Source organism: Colwellia sp. PAMC 21821 (assembly GCF_002077175.1).
Classification (GTDB): Bacteria; Pseudomonadota; Gammaproteobacteria; order Enterobacterales; family Alteromonadaceae; genus Cognaticolwellia.
The window spans coordinates 4472112-4489225 of sequence record NZ_CP014943.1; the positions used below are offsets into that span (position 1 = coordinate 4472112).

General features: G+C 44.2%; 16 protein-coding genes. All 16 read right to left on the bottom strand.

The features are described from left to right. Positions 1–9: 9 nt before the first annotated feature. The 16 genes from A3Q33_RS18695 to A3Q33_RS18770 all read right to left on the bottom strand — a co-directional run bounded on the left by A3Q33_RS18695 (position 10) and on the right by A3Q33_RS18770 (position 16868). Positions 10–1584 (bottom strand): amidase, encoded by a 1575-nt coding sequence (locus A3Q33_RS18695; RefSeq protein WP_081181332.1) that lies wholly within the window; start codon positions 1582–1584, stop codon positions 10–12. Continuing rightward, a complete protein-coding gene (locus A3Q33_RS18700; protein WP_081181334.1) occupies positions 1584–2465 on the bottom strand; it encodes an SDR family oxidoreductase in 882 nt (293 codons plus the stop codon). The genes A3Q33_RS18695 and A3Q33_RS18700 overlap by 1 nt, the downstream gene beginning before the upstream one ends. Positions 2466–2480: 15 nt before the next feature. After that, positions 2481–3632, bottom strand: a complete 1152-nt coding sequence (locus A3Q33_RS18705) for an acetyl-CoA C-acetyltransferase (RefSeq protein WP_081181336.1) — start codon at positions 3630–3632, stop codon at positions 2481–2483. Beyond that, positions 3632–4693 (bottom strand): acyl-CoA dehydrogenase family protein, encoded by a 1062-nt coding sequence (locus A3Q33_RS18710; RefSeq protein WP_081181338.1) that lies wholly within the window; start codon positions 4691–4693, stop codon positions 3632–3634. Before A3Q33_RS18710 ends, A3Q33_RS18705 begins: the two co-directional genes overlap by 1 nt. A gap of 8 nt (positions 4694–4701) precedes the next feature. Then, positions 4702–5868 (bottom strand): acyl-CoA dehydrogenase family protein, encoded by a 1167-nt coding sequence (locus A3Q33_RS18715; protein ID WP_081181340.1) that lies wholly within the window; start codon positions 5866–5868, stop codon positions 4702–4704. Positions 5869–5902: 34 nt separating this feature from the next. Then, positions 5903–6655 carry an enoyl-CoA hydratase family protein gene (locus A3Q33_RS18720; RefSeq protein ID WP_081181342.1) on the bottom strand — a complete coding sequence of 251 codons (753 nt, stop codon included), beginning with the start codon at positions 6653–6655 and terminating at the stop codon, positions 5903–5905. A gap of 14 nt (positions 6656–6669) precedes the next feature. Beyond that, the gene (locus A3Q33_RS18725) at positions 6670–7776 is read right to left on the bottom strand and encodes an NAD(P)H-dependent flavin oxidoreductase (protein WP_081181344.1); all 1107 of its coding nucleotides are present in this window, start codon (positions 7774–7776) and stop codon (positions 6670–6672) included. A 2-nt stretch (positions 7777–7778) separates the two neighbouring features. Then, positions 7779–8648 carry an enoyl-CoA hydratase gene (locus A3Q33_RS18730; RefSeq protein ID WP_081181346.1) on the bottom strand — a complete coding sequence of 290 codons (870 nt, stop codon included), beginning with the start codon at positions 8646–8648 and terminating at the stop codon, positions 7779–7781. Continuing rightward, complete coding sequence (locus tag A3Q33_RS18735; protein ID WP_081181348.1) at positions 8645–9469, bottom strand: CoA-transferase subunit beta; 825 nt, start codon at positions 9467–9469, stop codon at positions 8645–8647. Before A3Q33_RS18735 ends, A3Q33_RS18730 begins: the two co-directional genes overlap by 4 nt. 14 nt (positions 9470–9483) lie before the next feature. Beyond that, on the bottom strand, positions 9484–10359 hold the full coding sequence (locus A3Q33_RS18740) for a CoA transferase subunit A (protein WP_081181350.1): 876 nt from the start codon (positions 10357–10359) through the stop codon (positions 9484–9486). Continuing rightward, positions 10359–11249 carry a VOC family protein gene (locus A3Q33_RS18745; protein ID WP_081181352.1) on the bottom strand — a complete coding sequence of 297 codons (891 nt, stop codon included), beginning with the start codon at positions 11247–11249 and terminating at the stop codon, positions 10359–10361. Before A3Q33_RS18745 ends, A3Q33_RS18740 begins: the two co-directional genes overlap by 1 nt. A 193-nt stretch (positions 11250–11442) precedes the next feature. Beyond that, positions 11443–12378 carry a bifunctional OB-fold nucleic acid binding domain-containing protein/MaoC family dehydratase gene (locus A3Q33_RS18750; protein WP_081181354.1) on the bottom strand — a complete coding sequence of 312 codons (936 nt, stop codon included), beginning with the start codon at positions 12376–12378 and terminating at the stop codon, positions 11443–11445. A 1-nt stretch (position 12379) separates the two neighbouring features. Continuing rightward, positions 12380–13591 (bottom strand): thiolase family protein, encoded by a 1212-nt coding sequence (locus A3Q33_RS18755; RefSeq protein WP_081181356.1) that lies wholly within the window; start codon positions 13589–13591, stop codon positions 12380–12382. Beyond that, a complete protein-coding gene (locus A3Q33_RS18760; RefSeq protein ID WP_081181358.1) occupies positions 13591–15453 on the bottom strand; it encodes a long-chain-acyl-CoA synthetase in 1863 nt (620 codons plus the stop codon). Before A3Q33_RS18760 ends, A3Q33_RS18755 begins: the two co-directional genes overlap by 1 nt. A gap of 23 nt (positions 15454–15476) precedes the next feature. Further along, entirely contained in the window at positions 15477–16115 is a 639-nt protein-coding gene (locus A3Q33_RS18765; protein ID WP_081181360.1) for a nuclear transport factor 2 family protein, read from the bottom strand. A gap of 9 nt (positions 16116–16124) precedes the next feature. Continuing rightward, positions 16125–16868 carry an SDR family NAD(P)-dependent oxidoreductase gene (locus tag A3Q33_RS18770; protein ID WP_081181362.1) on the bottom strand — a complete coding sequence of 248 codons (744 nt, stop codon included), beginning with the start codon at positions 16866–16868 and terminating at the stop codon, positions 16125–16127. Between the last annotated feature and the right edge of the window lie 246 nt (positions 16869–17114).

The window sequence follows — 17114 nt, forward strand, 5'->3', positions numbered from 1 at the left end:
TGACTTAACTTAAGTGAGGTTAGGCTTTTTATCTGCCCAAGGTGCTGCTTGCTCAAGTTGGCTTGCCAAAGCAATAAGTCCAGCTTCTGCGCCAAAAGCACCTGCAAATTGCACGCCGATAGGTAAGCCGTCTTTATTCCAATGCAAAGGCACTGACATCGCAGGTAAACCTGTCATGTTGTATAATGCCGCAATAGGTGAAGCCTTTAATACTTCTTTGACAAAAGCGTCGTATGGTTGATTTAGCGTTAACATTCCGATTTTAGGCGGCGGCGCTGTGGTTACTGGTGATAAAATGACATCATAATCTTGAAAGAAGAGATCAAAGGCTTGGCCACCTTGATCAAAGGCTTTTCGCGCTGATAACATTTGCTGGGCGCTAAATTCTTTCGCTTTTTGTAAATGTCCCCAAACAAGCGCTTCGAACTCATTTTCACGTGCTATGCGGCCCAATTTTAATTCTCTCGCCTGTACAGCGTTTAATAAACTGCTAGACGTAGCTACACCCATACCTTTAAACATTTGCTCAAGGGGTAGTATCGGTTGTGCCTTTTCAACAATGTGTCCTAGGCCAGTTAATAGCTTAACAGTTTTATTCAGCGCGTCTTTACAATCTTGATGTACAGGATAACCAAAAGGATGGCTCTCCATTAAGGCAATTTTAAGTCGCTTAGGCTTAGTGGTAAGCGCAGCTAACATGTCGGCATTAGGTAACGTTATGCGCGAGCCTAATTCAGCGCCCTGTGTTAGTTGTAATAATAAGGCAGAATCTCGCACACTTCTGCTCAAGGCATGATGAACGGAAAGTCCCATTGAACCCTCTAGACTGTCAGGGCCAGAAGCAACACGGCCACGACTCGGCTTAAGGCCAAATAAGCCACAGTGTGAAGCAGGTATACGAATAGAGCCGCCACCATCACTGGCATGTGCCGCGGGTAAAATTCTTGCCGCTACAGCAACTGCCGAGCCGGCTGAAGAGCCACCGCTACTGTAGCGTTTATCCCAGGGATTAAGCGTATTACCGTGTAAGGTAGACTCGCCTGTAGGTGTTTGGCCAAACTCAGGACTGGTGAGCTTAGCCATAATATTAAGGCCAGCAGCTTGATAGCGATTAACTAGCGTTGAGTTTTGTTCAACAAGGTTGTCCTTAAAAAATTGGCAACCATTAGTGGTAATAGTGTTAGCTAAGCCAACACCTAAGTCTTTTAATGCAAAAGGCACCCCCAATAAAGGTGTGTTTTGCATTTGCTTAGCGCGTTGGCTAATACTTAAGTTACTTAATTTTTTGGCAGAATCACGTGCTATATCAAAGTGATTAACCGCTACAACATTTAAATCCGAATTTTTTTCAAAGCGATTAATTGCAGCATCGGTTAATTCTAAGGGGCTGACTTCTCCAGCGCGTAACATGCCCGCCATTGCAGACATGTCCCAGTTTTCGTAATCGCTCAATGGCAAGCCAGATGCTTTGGTTGCCGCTAGAGTGGCAGCTTGGCCATTTAAAGATAAACCTAGCATCGACACACTACCTATCGCGCCACAAGCCTGCATTAGTCGTCTTCTATCTAAATTTACCTTTGTCATTATTTACTTCCCCAAACCTTTTGTGGCGCTTGTGCTTGTTTATTTAGCTGGTCAATAACACCGGCAACTTCATTAACGTCTAGTCGGGCACCTTTATCAATAGTCGGCCCTGTACGCCAACCGTCACAAAGTGAAATGCGACCACCTTGGGTTTCAAAAACCTGCCCAGTTACATCGCCAGACGCTTCACTACCTAACCAGACAACCAATGGCGCGACATTTTCTGGCGCCCAAGCATCAAAACTATCGTCTTCTGGCTTTTTCACTAGATCAGGCATGGCTGACTCTGTCATCGCGGTACGAGCAGCTGGAGCCAGTGCGTTCGCAGTAATACCATAACGACCAAGTTCAGCCGCTTGTACTAGGGTTAATGTTGCAACACCACCTTTTGCAGCGGAATAATTTGATTGCCCTACCGAGCCTTGTAGGCCGGCACCTGAGCTAGTATTAATGATACGCGCTGCCACCGGATTACCAGCTTTAGCTTGGTCACGCCAGCGTCGACTTAATATATTCGCTAAACAAAAGTGACCTTTAAGGTGCACTTGCATCACCATATCCCACTCGTCTTCAGTAGAATTAACGAACATACCGTCACGTAATACACCAGCATTGTTAACGAGAATATGTACTTCGCCAAATGCCGCAATCGCATCATCGACAATTTGCTGTGCTGTTACTGTCTTGGTAATGTCACTGCTATTAGCAATCGCCTTGCCTCCAGCAGCATTTATTTCATCCGCTACCGCAGTGGCAGCGTCTAAACGAATGTCATTAACTACAACATTTGCGCCTTCTTTAGCGAAAGCTAATGCGTATGCGCGACCTAAACCGCCGCCACTTCCGGTAATAATAACTGTACGCCCTTGGCAAATAGCCATAATCAGTCTCCTTAATTATAATCGTTCTATGATGGTGACATTAGCGAGACCGCCGCCTTCACACATGGTTTGTAGGCCATAACGGCCACCTGTTCTTTCAAGTTCATGTAGTAAGCCCGTCATCAATCTAACACCCGTGGCACCTAAAGGATGCCCAAGTGCTATGGCACCACCATTAACATTAGTTTTCTTATGGCTATAGCCGGTTTCTTTTAACCAGGCCATGGCTACAGAAGCAAATGCTTCATTTATTTCAACCAGATCAATATCATCGAGTGTCAAGTTAGCTTTAGCCAGTGCCGCTTTCGTTGCCGGGATAGGCGCGCGTAGATGCCAAATTGGATCATCCCCAAGCACACTTATATGATGAATTCGGGCTCTTGGCGTTAAATTATATTTTTTCAATGCCCGTTCTGAAACCACTAACACAGCGGCTGCAGCATCACATACCGAACTCGATACTGCCGCCGTAATACTCGGATAGGCAGGATCTACCGGTGAAAGTTCTGCCATTTTAGCCAGATTACTTTCCCGCGGTGTTTCATCATGGCTTAAGCCTTCACATGGTACTATTTCACGATCGAATCGACCTTCAGCAGTGGCAAATAATGCACGGCGATGGCTTTCAAGCGCAAAAGCTTCCATATCAGCGCGGCTTATGTCCCAATGATCGGCAATACGTTGAGCTGCATAAAATTGATTAACAGGCGCGTCACCAAAACGTTCATGCCACAATTTGCTTTCCGCAAAGGGAGTCGTAAAGCCTAACGGTTGACCTGCCAACATTGCCGAAGAAATGGGAATTTGGGTCATGGTTTGAACACCACCAACCGCTATCACATCTTGCGTGCCACTCATCACGGCTTGCGCAGCAAAGTGCACTGCTTGTTGTGATGAACCACATTGTCTATCGACAGTAGTGCCGGGCACATTCACGGGTAAACCCGCGGCCAACCAACTGGTGCGAGCAATATTACCCGCCTGTGAACCTATGGTGTCAACGCAACCAAAAATAACATCGTCATAATCTTGCGCTGGAATATCATTTCGCTCAACCAGCGCTTTTAAAACGGCGGCACCAAGATCAATAGCATGAACATGCGCTAAACTACCTTTTCGTCGACCCGTTGGGCTACGTAATGCGTCTACAATATATGCTTGTGTCATTATACTTCCTCAAATGTGCTAGAAGGTGCTAAATCGACATCAGAATTGAGTACATAATTTTGCACTCGTGCACGATGGAAAATACTATCGCCCCAAGTATTACTTAAGGCCCAACTGCGTTTCATAAACATTTGTAAATCAACTTCCCACGTGTAACCCATAGCGCCATGCACTTGGATACCGTGGCGTGCTGCTAAGGCTGCAGCTTCGTTGCAAAAGTTACGTGCCTGTGAAACGTGAATATCGCTCAGCGGATGATTATTCTCAAGTGAACATGCTGCGCGATATAACACAGGCTTAGCCATTTCGATTTTTCCTGCTACATCAGCTAAGTGATGTTTTACCGCTTGAAAGCTGCCAATAGCTTTGCCGAACTGTTTACGTTGAACACTGTAATCTACCGACAGATCTAACATTCGTTGTGCTAAACCAAGTAATTGACCGGCAACAGAAAGTGCGCCGCGATTTAATGTTTCATCCCATATTGCTCGACCTTTTTCTCCGCTGGCAATACAGGTATCACTACTCGGCTGCCAACTCACTTGTGAAAGTCGACGCGATGAATCAATACTAGGGTTTTCAAGCTCAGTAATTTGGTTACGCGGCACTAAATGAACTTCATCATCATGTTGCATCAGTAATACTTCAGCAAGATGCACATCGGCAACAAGTTGGCTGCATTGATGACCAATAGCTAAGCGTAATTGTCCATCACAAATTCTGCTTAAGTAATCACTTTTTCCCGCGACGCTATCATCAAGCGCAGCAAAAACGCCAGCGCCTACATAAGCAGTATCGGCAAGCGAATCAGGAATACCGTAATAGCCAAGTTCCTGGGTCATTAAAGACCAAGCAACATCGCCCATGCCCAAGCCGCCATTATCCTCTGGAATAGATAACGCTGTTAGACCTTGCGCAGCCATTTGGCTTCTAAGCTCTGGGGAACGACCTGCATCGGTTTCCCAGATTTCACGTAATGTTTCAGGTGCAGCCGCTGTCATTAAAAAACGACTAATGGCTTCTCTAAACAGTAATTGATCTTCAGTAAATGTAAAATCCATAGTGGCACTCACGATCTAGGTAGGCCAAGCATACGCTCAGCAACAATGTTACGTTGAATTTCATTGGCACCAGCATAAATAGGACCCGCTTGTGAAAATAAGAAGCCTTCAAGCCAATACGCTTTTTCTTCTGCAAGGGGTGCTGACGCGAGCAGTTCACCTGAAGCACCAAGAATATTCATCGCAGTTTGATGGATTAACAAATCCAATTCAGACCAGAAAACTTTGTTGATACTTGATTCAGCACCAATTTTATCGCCCCGACCAAGACGCCCAACAGTGTTGTAGGCTGAAAGCGCATAGGCTTCTGCATCTGACCAACACTTAGCGACTGCTACTCCAATAGATGGGTCGCGATCAGCACTCGCTTTATTGTCACGATAAAGTTTGATCAGCTTGCGAACGGTTTGCTGGAAACGAGCGGGTGAGCGAAGTAATAAACCACGTTCAAAACCGGCGGTAGCCATGGCGACATGCCAACCTTTACCTTCATCACCGATACGATGTTTTACCGGTACTTTTACATTATCAAAGAATATTTCGGCAAAAGCATCTTCGCCGTCTAGCGCTTTAATTGGAGTAATCGTGACGCCTTCAGCGTCAAGTGGCACCATTAAAAAAGACAAACCGTGATGACGTTGCGAACCCACTTCAGAGCGAAATAAACCAAACGCCCAGTCAGCATAAGTTGCACGTGTCGACCACGTTTTTTGGCCATTTAGCACGTAATGATCTCCATCAAGGATCGCTTTACTGCTAATATTTGCCATGTCAGAACCCGCATTAGGCTCTGACCAAGCTTGTGCCCACATATCTTCGCTTGACGCAATTCTCGGCAGAAAATGAGCTTGTTGTTCTGGCGTACCAAATTCCAACAAAGTAGAACCAAGCAACAGTTGACCATTTAGGTTGACACGCAATGGCGCGCCTGCCCCGTAATATTCTTCTTCAAAAATAAGCCAGTCGATTAAATCACAGCCTCGACCGCCATATTCTGTTGGCCACATAACCATCGATAAGCCGGCTTGATGTAACTTGCTTTCCCATTCGCGATGCAGCTCAAAACCGACTTTAGTATCATAAGTCGGTAGTTTCTCTTTAGGCACATTATCGGCCATCCATTGGCGTACTTCTAAGCGAAATGCCTGTTGTTTAGGTGAATAAGTTAATTTCATAATTGTCCCGAAATAGTTGCTTCAAAAGAGTCGCCTAAAAATTTGCTTCGCGCTTGTCAACAAACGCACGACGTGTTTCAGCGGAATCAGGGCTCATATAAGCTTGTAAAGTAAAGCCTTGCTCCCAGCGGTATTTAGCCTCTAAGTCTCCGTCTTCGATACCATTAAGGCTTTCTTTAGCAATCCGGATCATATCTGAGCTTTTCGCGGCAATTTTCCCAGCAATTTCTAAGGCATTATCACGCAATTGGTCTTTAGGCACGATACGCTCGATAAAACCATATTTGTCAGCGTCTTGTACCGTGATTGTTTCACCAGTAAAAAACAAATAACGCACTTTTTGTACCGGGAATAAACGCTGTAGATGAGCACCACCACCCATTGCACCACGATCAACTTCTGGCAATGCAAACGTTGTACACTCAGAAGCTACAACAATATCTGCTGCCCCGGTAATGCCAATGCCACCACCTAATACATAGCCATGTAATGCCACGATGACCGGAATAGGACAAAGGTGCACCGCTTTAAACGTTTCATAGTTGCCTGCATTGACGCTGACAATACGCTCTGGAAATTGATCTAATTCTTTAATATCAACACCCGCACAAAAACCGCGGCCTTCAGCGCGAATAATTAATACCCGTGCCTCTGGGTTCTTACCTACGCTGTCGATAAGATCTGCTAGCGCATGCCACTCTTCACTATCAAGTGCGTTGACGGGTGCTTTATTGATGACGATTTCTGCGATACCGTTTTCGATATGCCTTTTAAATGCTTGGTTCATATCAAGGAACCTCCTTATTGGGCTAACCGGTTATTCCGGCGGGTTATCAATTGTTCAAGGCAATTATCTGCCTCGGTAATAATTTCATTTATCAATGTTTCAACACTGGGTAAATCATCGATAACAGCAGCAACTTGACCACTAGGCAAAATGCCAGCGTCAGGATTACCGTCGACCATAGATTTTTGAATTAACACGGGTTGATTGGCCGACATAATGAGTGTTGCCGCCGCTTTGGGATCTTCACGCAAGCCTCTGAAAAATACTTTCAGCATATGTAGGTAAGTCATGCCCGTTTCTTTTTGCCATTGGCGTGCACTACACAGCGCGATCCACAGGCGTTTTATACCGCCCGAACGCTCAAGTTCATCAATAAATGGCGTATTAATCATCCGATGGCGCATACCATCAACCGCTGTAGATATTCTGATATCTGCACTGTCTTTAGTGTCGATATAACGTTGTTGTGTAATCTTTGGGGTAGGAGCATCCGATGTCAGTAAAAAACGCGTACCCATTGCCATTCCTGCAGCACCTGCGCCTAACACTGACGCTAAGCCACGACCGCAAGAGAAACCTCCAGCGGCAATGACAGGAACTGACACAGCGTTTAATACTTGAGGTAATAAAATGCTACTGGGCACACTACCGGTATGACCACCGCCCTCACTGCCTTGAATAGTGACCATGTCTGCGCCCAATTCAACCGCTTTCACCGCGTGTTTAACCGCACCAACGGTTGGAATACATAACACGCCTGCGGCTTTAAGTCGGGCAATGGTTGCTTGATCTGGACCACGACCATAACTCACAGCTTTTAACTTATATTCAATGGCTAAATCAAGACATTGCTGAGCATTTTCTTGAAACATGTGAAAGTTAAGGCCGAAGTTACTGGTACCCGTAGCGGCAATAACTTTTTTTATTTGATCCTCAACTTCTTCACTGCCCATGGTAGCACCAGCCAAAAAGCCAAAACCACCTGCGCGTGTTGTTGCTATGACCAGATTTGCATCAGAGACCCAGCCCATCGCCGTTTGAATAATTGGATAACGACAACCCAGTGCCTCAGTTAACGGTGTATTCCAGCGACCATCGGCATTATTGTTCTCTGTGCTCATATTTATTTGTCCTTAGCTGCAGACTTGTTGGCATTAGCCATTGCTTTAGCATCAAAACCGCCCAGGCGATCTCCAGAAACGGTCTCATTGTGAGCATGAGCAAAATGATGCAGTCCAAATGCCATGTCCATAGTCGAGCGCTTGCCCATAAGATCTTCTGCGTTATTGATCACTTGTTTGGTTAATTGCAAACCTAGTCTTGGCATTTGTGCAATACGCTCGGCTAAAACGAAAGTCGCTTCACGTAAGTTTTCAGTTGGAACAACTCGATTAACCATGCCCATTTGATAAGCTCGCTCTGCAGACATGCGATCACCGGTGAATAAAAACTCTTTAGCAATGCGCGGGTTAAGTTCATGCACATGAGCAAAGTATTCAACACCTGGAATGCCCATACGCACAACAGGATCAGAGAAAAATGCTTTATCATCGGCAATAATTAAGTCACAAACCCACGCCAGCATTAAACCACCGGCAACACAGGCACCTTGTACCATGGCAATAGTCGGTTTTGGTAGGTCACGCCAGCGACGACACATACCCAGATATACTTCATGCTCGCGGGCATATAAGAATTCACCGCCTGGTTTGTTAGCGTGATCGTAAAAAAGATTAGTACGATCGAAGCTTTTATCTACATCACGACCTGGCGTACCAATATCGTGACCCGCTGAAAAGTGTTTACCGTTACCCGCCAGTACAATTACCTTCACTTCGTCATCATTGGTCGCTAGTTGAAATGCTTTGTCTAGCGCGTAAGTCATTTGTGAATTTTGTGCGTTGTTATATTCAGGACGATTCATTGTCACAATAGCAACTGGACCAAGCACTTCGTATAACACAACATCATCTATTGTTTTAACATCACTCATTTTGACTCTCCTTCACCAACCACAGCTGCGCGAATACCTGGAGGATTATCCTTTAGTTGCTTTGATCTGAGATTATGTGGGTCAAACTTAGCTATTAAGGCCAATTGCTCGGCTGAAGGTGCAGGTGTCGTCGGCGTATTTTCATCGACATGGATTTCAAAACCTGTTTTTTCAATCACTTCTTCAACGCTAACACCAGGGTGTACGCTAACTAGTCGCAATTGATGATTAGGGCCTTGCCAATCCATTACACAAATGTCTGAAATAACTAAACGGATATCAACATCGTCTAATTTATAGCCTTTAGGTAAACGATCAGGGTTGTAGCCTATCGAACACACGACATCACACTCGTTTGCTACGAATACACGTTTATTGTGACTCGGTACAAAGAAAGAGTTTGCATGGCTAATAGAGTTACCCGGCAGACCACGGACACCAAGCATTTGAATCTTAGGCTTATCGTAGTCGCTACCCAGTGCAGAAATATTACTCTGCCCATATTTATCAATTTGTGTTGGCCCAATCATCGCATGACGTTGACGGCTCCAAACATTATCAAAAATACGAGAAAAACCCATCCAGGTTTCATTACGTTGAACAAAGTCATCACTGCGCGGGCCAATAGGATTTGGCTCGCTAAGCACATAAGCCTCTGAATCTGTCATCATTAAGTCAGGGTTATTAGTGCTCATCGAAACACTAGCCGCTAATCTTGGAATAACTCCGATTCCCGTAGCTAACACTTCACCGTCGTTATCAAACGCTTTTGCAGCGGCACAAATCATTAATTCTGCCAAACTGTATTGAATTGCTGTCATCTTAATGTCCTGCCTTAATAGCTTGTTTTAGGAATTTGACGAATCGCATCGATTCCGCCAACCAGATTTTGATAGTCTTGCTCAGTTTTATTGTTAATAAACGCTTCGCTGTAGGCACTAAAACCGCCTTCTTTTGCGTATTTGTTATATTGCAGTAGATGCTTGTTGTCGATACCATAAAATGGTGGACAACTCGTCGGATGCGCACCACCAGCGATTGGACAAACAGCTGTGGTCAAACTGCGCTCCCAAAATACCTGACGTGCTGCTTCTGGACTGTTGAAATGAGTAGTGTCTACGAGTTCATCGCAGCTGATATAACTTTTCTTTGCTGCACGAACAAACCAATCATCCATGTAATGATCTGGACCTGATATCTGACAAACGCCGCGTTCATCGGCATGGTCAACATGCACAAGTGCAGCATCAAGCTTAAGCGCTGGCATCGCTACCCATTCTTTGTCATCGTAAGGACTGTCGATAACTTTTAAATCAGGATTATGCTTTAGCACGTCGGTGCCAAGGCCAACCTGAGTTGGAATGAAAGGACATCCCCAAGCTGCAGCACGAAGACCCAGTAACAGCATACCTTCATCAATTTCCATTAACGCTAAGTCGCCTTGCTCACGCGCTTTACGAAAGAAAGGCTCTAGCGGGATAAAATCTAGAGAAACAAAAGCAAATATTAACTTTTTAACTTTGCCAGCTGCGCATAACATGCCAACATCGGCTCCGCCATAGGCAACAATAGTCAGATCCTTAAGATCTGAGCGTAGAATTTCACGAATAAGTGCCATTGGCTTGCGACGAGGTCCCCATCCGCCAATACCGATAGTCATGCCATCTTTTAGTTCGGCAACCATTTCAGTTGCTGTTTTTAATTTATTCATTATTTTTCTCCTACTGAGAAATCGTGGCCCCAAAGGCTCACTCGGTTAAACTCAAATGCACAATGTTCTTGCCAATTATCGACCTGCAAACCACCACAGCCATACTCTAAATCGAAGCCAGAAGGTGTTTTCATATAAAATGATGTCATTTTGTCATTGAGATGCTGACCTAAGGTCGCAGAAAGTTTGACGTTATGCTGCGCCTGTCTATCATAAGCACGGCCAACCTCTGTCATACTGTCGACTTCAACCATGGCATGAACACAGCCACTAGGAACCGGGAATTCACAAATAGCTAAACTATGGTGACGCGCGTTAGCACAATGCATAAAATAGATACGAATAGGATCAGCGTCTGGAGCAGGTTTAAAGTTGAATAGATCAGATAATTCAAAGCCCAGTACATCAGTCAAAAACTCATAAGTTTCAGTGAAGTTTGGCGCCGGTAATACCGTATGCCCTAGCCCCATATCGCCAGTGATAAAAGCCGGTACACCTTGAGGTGAAGAAAAAGGTTGGCAGTCAGACATATGACCCCAATAAAGCTCGTGGCGATTACCTGCAGGGTCGTTAACAATAAGAATATTCTGCACTTGACGGAGCTTACATAAGGCTTCATCTGCTTCATCAAACGCAACACCTTTATCTAAGAGTGTTTGTTTAGCGTCATTAAATGCTTTAGCACCTGATAGCTCCCAACCTGAGGCTAAGTAGCGTTTATCTTCACCAGGAACAATAAGCATACGATAAGGACGCTCATCCATTTTTAGGTAAAACCCACCTTCTTCTGTTGGTGCTGTCATCATACCCAACACTTGTTCAGCGTAGTCTTTCCATTCTTCTGGTGCGTCACTTTGTGCAACGAAATAACCTAATGCGCGAATATCCATGTACCCTCTCTAACAAAATTGTGATTAGGTTCATTATCAGAGCAAATTACTAGCGCTTCATCGTCCGTTGAGACTAAAAGCCAATACGAAAAAAAACCAATAATAGTCAAAAACTTAAAAGTAAAATAAAGAAAAACCGCTGAACAATATACTGGTTAGCGGTTTTATAATTATGCACGTATAAATATATTATTTAGCGATAGAGAATGACCAAATCATTGATGACACTTGGTTTATCATTACCCACTACATGGATATTTATCTCTAGGGTCAATTGCACACCTTTGTGAGATATAGAAATATCTTTTACTTTACTACGGCCATGAATAGTTGAACCTGCCGGCACAGGCGCAGGGAATCGTAGACGATTTGAACCATAGTTAATCATAGTTTTAAAACCAACGACTTCAAATGGCAGCCCAATGGTTAACCTCGATTGCAATACTTGCACTAACGAACCATGAGCGATGGTGGTTTTAAATGGACTATCTGTTTTCGCACGTTCTGGATCGGTATGTAACCAGTAGTCATCACCTGATAGCTCAGCAAATGCATTAATCAGTGCTTGATCAACAACAACCTTGTTACTCCATTCGGTAAATTTATTATCTGCGAGTGCATAAAGCGCCGCAAGATTGCTAACCGGTACTTGTACTTGACCTTTGTCATTAGATTCAAGCCCGTTAAGGGGATCGATATAAGCATGGATACCACCGGCATTATTCGTCGAAGTAAAACGTAGCAAAGTTTCACCGTCACTACTGACTTTGTCAAAAACTGGCTTTACAGCCATACCCACTTTAATATCCTGCTCTGCAACATCAATTAACGTGGTATTGATGCGAACACCTTGTGCTAATTCAACCACAGCTAATGCTTGAGGCATTTCATCGGCAAATTCTGGCATGGTAGGAATACGGGTTAAGGTATATGAATATAGAATGCCCTCACCAGAGACCTGCTTCCACTCCAGGTCATGCGCCAAACAATGGCTACAATGATTGCGCGGGAAGAATACCCAGCCATCACAGCTGTTACATTGTTGAATTTTAAGTTGATTTTCTTTAAGCGCCTGCCAGAATGGCGCTGAAATCTTTGTTGCTACCGGCATAGGTTTTAAAGTCGCCATACTAGCCCCCTTGTAATATCAATGCGCCCTGCTCACTCATTACGCCACCCGTGCCGCTAACAAATACATTGTCACAACCTTGTAGTTGACGCCCATCAGCAGAATTAGAAATTTGATCAAATGCTTCAATAACTTGCGAGAAACCACCTGCCGATGCCGCTTGGCCGAAGCTGAGTTGCCCACCATGGGTGTTCATTGGAAAGTCACCTTTCCAAGTCAAATTATGCTCTTTAATAAAGCGCATACCTTCTCCTTTAGGACAAAAACCTGCGTCTTCAAGCGACAGCAAAACAGTAATCGTATAACAATCATAAATTTGTGCTGCATGGATATCTTTTGGCGTAAGGCCGGCCATGCTAAATGCACGTCGGGCTGCTTCAGCTACCGGAGTTACCGTCATATCTTTAGCATAAGTAGGAGATTTAAATGATAAACGCTCACCAAAGCCCGTAACAAATGCCGGACGTTTCTTTGCTCTTGCGGCCACTTCTTTAGACGCAACAATAACAGCGGCACCACCGGCGACAGGCATAACAATTTCTAGCACATGTAATGGGTCAGCTACTAATCTAGAGCCTAGTACGTCTTCAATGGTTAGCTCTTTACCTCTAAAAATGGCATCTTTGTGATATTGCGCATTAAAGCGTTGATCTACCGCTATTTTTGCCATAGCAGCTTGGTCATAACCATATTGTGCAGCATAACGCTGAGCAATCATCGCATAACCGGTATTTTGTCCCATATGACCATAAGGTAGATCAAATTCTGCTTCGGGCGCACCAAAAGCAGTACTGTGGCCACCATAACGCATAGCTTGAGCCATCCAAGCTGGATCTTCATTAGGCGCAAGTGGTGCCATTCTGGCTGGAATAACACAAAGTACAGCCTGACATAAACCCAGTTCAATGGCAGCGGCTGCACGCCAAATCTGAGCCACTGCGGTACAACCACCAAGATCAACTACTTCGGCAAAGTTCACTTCAATACCTAAGTATTCAGCCGCCATGGCGGGCACAAATACTGAGGCCTCATGAAACTGAGGTCCATTGATTACCAGGCCATCTAAATCATCTTTATGTAAACCAGCATCTTGCAACGCTTGATGAGCCAAATCTGCAACTTGCTCCAAATGGAACATTTGCGGAGCTGTCTGATATTTTTCGGGTTTGTATTGAGCCGCACCAACGATAGCGGCATTTCCTGCTAATCCCATTACTTCTCCTCAGGTTTTAAAAAAGGTGGAAAGCCCGTAGCTTGTAAAACACTATCACTGTAAGCGAGATAACATTCTAGTTTATCATTACGAACAAAAATTGGTTCATCACAAGCAACAGGATCATAACCTTGTTTTTGTAAATCTACTTTACGTAACTTAAACGTTGAGGTCATATCTGCGGCTTTACTGACACGAATAAATTGTGGCGCGGCATAGTTAGGCACTTTAGCGGTAGTAAGATCATAAAATGCAACGGGATCAAACTGACAGCCTTCTTGCATAACAATAGCCGCCATACCTGCACGTCCTTCATGATCTGGGACTTGAACACCATAAATATTCATTAGCTCCGCACCTTCATATTCAGCTAACGCAGTAGCCACTTCCTGTGAGGAAACATTTTCACTTTTCCAGCGATAAGTATCTCCGATGCGGTCGACAAAATAGAAATAACCATTTTCGTCATAACGTAGTAAATCGCCTGAGCGCCAGTAAGAATCGCCATCTTGAAATACATTGCGAAGTATTTTTTGCTCTGTACCTTCTTTGGAGGTATAGCCTTCAAATCGACCACCGCCAAAGTCTGGATGATTAATAATCATGCCTAAGCCTTCGCCTACTTCACCTGGCTGACACAAAATATAGTCACCGTTTTCATCTTTGAGATGCGTTTCGGTTTCTGTATCAAATTTCACCAGTCTAAAATTGGTACGATCCCAACGTGGTACTCGGCCACAAGAGCCAATGAAGTTATCTAAGTTAAGTAAGTTGGTATTTGCTTCTGTAGAACCCCAGCCCTCAAGAATATCCATTTCACCGAAATATTCAATCCAGCGTCGCCAGCTAGTTTCGGTTAAGCCAGCACCTAACATGCAACGTAATTTATGATCTTTAGGCTTGATATCGCTTGCTTCGGCATAATTTAATAAGTAACGACATATTTCACCAATATATTGGCATATGGTGATGTTATACTTTTGAACATCAGGCCAAAAATTTCTAACACTAAATTTGCGCCTAACGACAATACTTGACCCCGCAGCAAGTGCTGTCGAGGTTACTGAAGTAGCTGCAGCACCGTGATATAACGGCAGGCAACAATAGAATACATCGTCAGGGGTAGCTGAAACCGTTTCAACCATAACATCACCAGAGGTTAACCAACGCATGTGACTATAAATAGCCGCTTTAGGTAGCCCTGTTGTACCCGATGTAAAAATAAGTAAAGTCGGTGTTTCACCAACAGTCTCGCCGCGCGCCTGTATGTAGCTTTCACCATTTTGCGCTGCAACATCAGCGTCAAAAGTATTATCAATCCAGTCAGGTAAAGCAGGCTTTTCGGTTAATTCTTCATCGGCTACTAACCATATTTTTTTGTTGGCAAGCCCTGGCGTTTCAATAAAACGCTCAACACATTCTTCACCGACAATCACGACATCACTGCCTGTGGTGTTAATAGCGTGTTCAAGTACATTACCTTGAACTTGTGAGTTAATAAACGCAACAATGACACCTAATTTAGTTAAAGCAAACCAGGTAAAGAAAAATTCAGGACGGTTTTCAAATGCCATCGCACATGAATCACCTTCCATTAAACCCCGCGCTTGAATAGCTTTGGCAAATTTATTTGCTTGAGTATTAACGTCGCTATAACTCAAGGTTTTACCTTGGTAAATCAAGAAAGTTGCATCACCTTGGCTATTTACTTTTTCTTCTAAGCGATCTGCAATGCTGTATTTTTGCGACGGACTAACAGATCGAGATGCTATAGCACGTGCGTCCATTTTCTGTTGACTTGCAGCTCTTGATATCGCTGCGTTATCAAGGTTACCTGCATAGGGAATTGTTGTATCATCCAAGGTGTATACTCCTAAATTCTAAATCATCGAACGCGAATTCTAGGCGCAGGGGTATCACCGCGCATAGTACGAAGGAAGTGCTCAAGTGGTGCAGGAGCAGAAACTTCAGGTAATTCATCTTCGTTAGGTCTGTTTTGCCAAAATGCCTGCCATGATGGAAACAAATCATGGAAAGTTCCCGTGTATGGTTCACGACCTGGCCAACGCATTTTCATGTCACCAATAGGGGCTGAGTTAAGGTCGCTGGCATACCAATAACATGGCAAGCGTCGGCGAAAATACCATACATCATCAACACGTTCGTAATCATCCCAGTACAACATTTGCATGAGGACCCATTCACGACCTGTTTCATGCTCATTTTTGGAATAAACAACACCAATAGCATGATCTTCGTCAACCATTTCAATAACATGCTGACCGGTGTGATGGGAGGTACCCGTAAACTGATCACGTAAAGTCGAATCGACCCACGCTTTGAGATGAGCACGTCCAGATTTACCACCACCGACGCGTACGTCAGGGGCGAACAAACCGACATGAGCATCAATATCTCGCATGTCTAAAGACAGTGAGTATTTTCCAGCCAGTTGTCGAATAGACTCAATGGACTCTAATCGGTCGATACGCTGCTCTAGCGTCATAGTCTTTAAATCACTCATCATACATCCTTAAATAAAGGCCATGCCGCCATTAACAGCGATATTTTGTCCGGTAATAAAGCCGGAATCATCACACGCTAAGAAACTCGCCACTTTAGCAATATCATCGCTCTCGCCCATACGGCCTAAAGGAATGGCATCAATCATTTTCTGAGTCCATTCTTCAGGTATATCAGCCATCATAGGTGTATTAGTTGGGCCTGGTACAATGGTATTAACTCGAATGCCGCTTGAAGCCAATTCACGAGCTATGCTGCGCGTTAATCCCATAACACCGGCTTTTGATGCACAATAGTGACTCGGACCTTCACCTGTTAGAGCGGCCGTGCTTGAAACATTAATAATGCTGCCTGCGCCTTGTTTGTGCATAACTTTAGCGGCTTCTCGACAACATAAGAAAGTACCGGTTAAGTTAACACCGATAACCTTGTCCCAGTTTTCATCTGGGGTTTCTAGGAAACCATCGATAGAGCCAACACCTGCAACATTAACGATGACATCAAGTCGACCATACTTTTCGACGACTGTTTCTATGGCTGATTTAACTGAATCACTTTTTGAAATATTGGCGGTAATGGCAATAATTTCACCGTTGACCCAACCATTAAGCTCGTCGACGGTAGCTTTTAAAGCTTGAGTGTTTATATCAACAGCGGCGACTTTGGCACCTGCATCGGCAAAATAACGCACTATTGATTGGCCCATGCCTTGGCCCGCGCCAGTTACTAGTACAACTTGATCCTGATGTTTCATGCTTGTATCCCCAAGTTTGTTTTCCAAGTCAATCGGTGTATATAGAATAACGTCTAAAGTCGCACCGATAATAGTGATGAACTTATATTGGGATATGTGATGAAAAGCGGCATCGTCCAACAAGACTAAATGCTAAAAACAATAATAGTGGTCTATATGGACGATGTTTTAGCGCTGATTGAAACGCAGTATTCAGTAGGAATTTTTCATAAAAATACGCAAAGGTTATGATTTCATCACAACCTG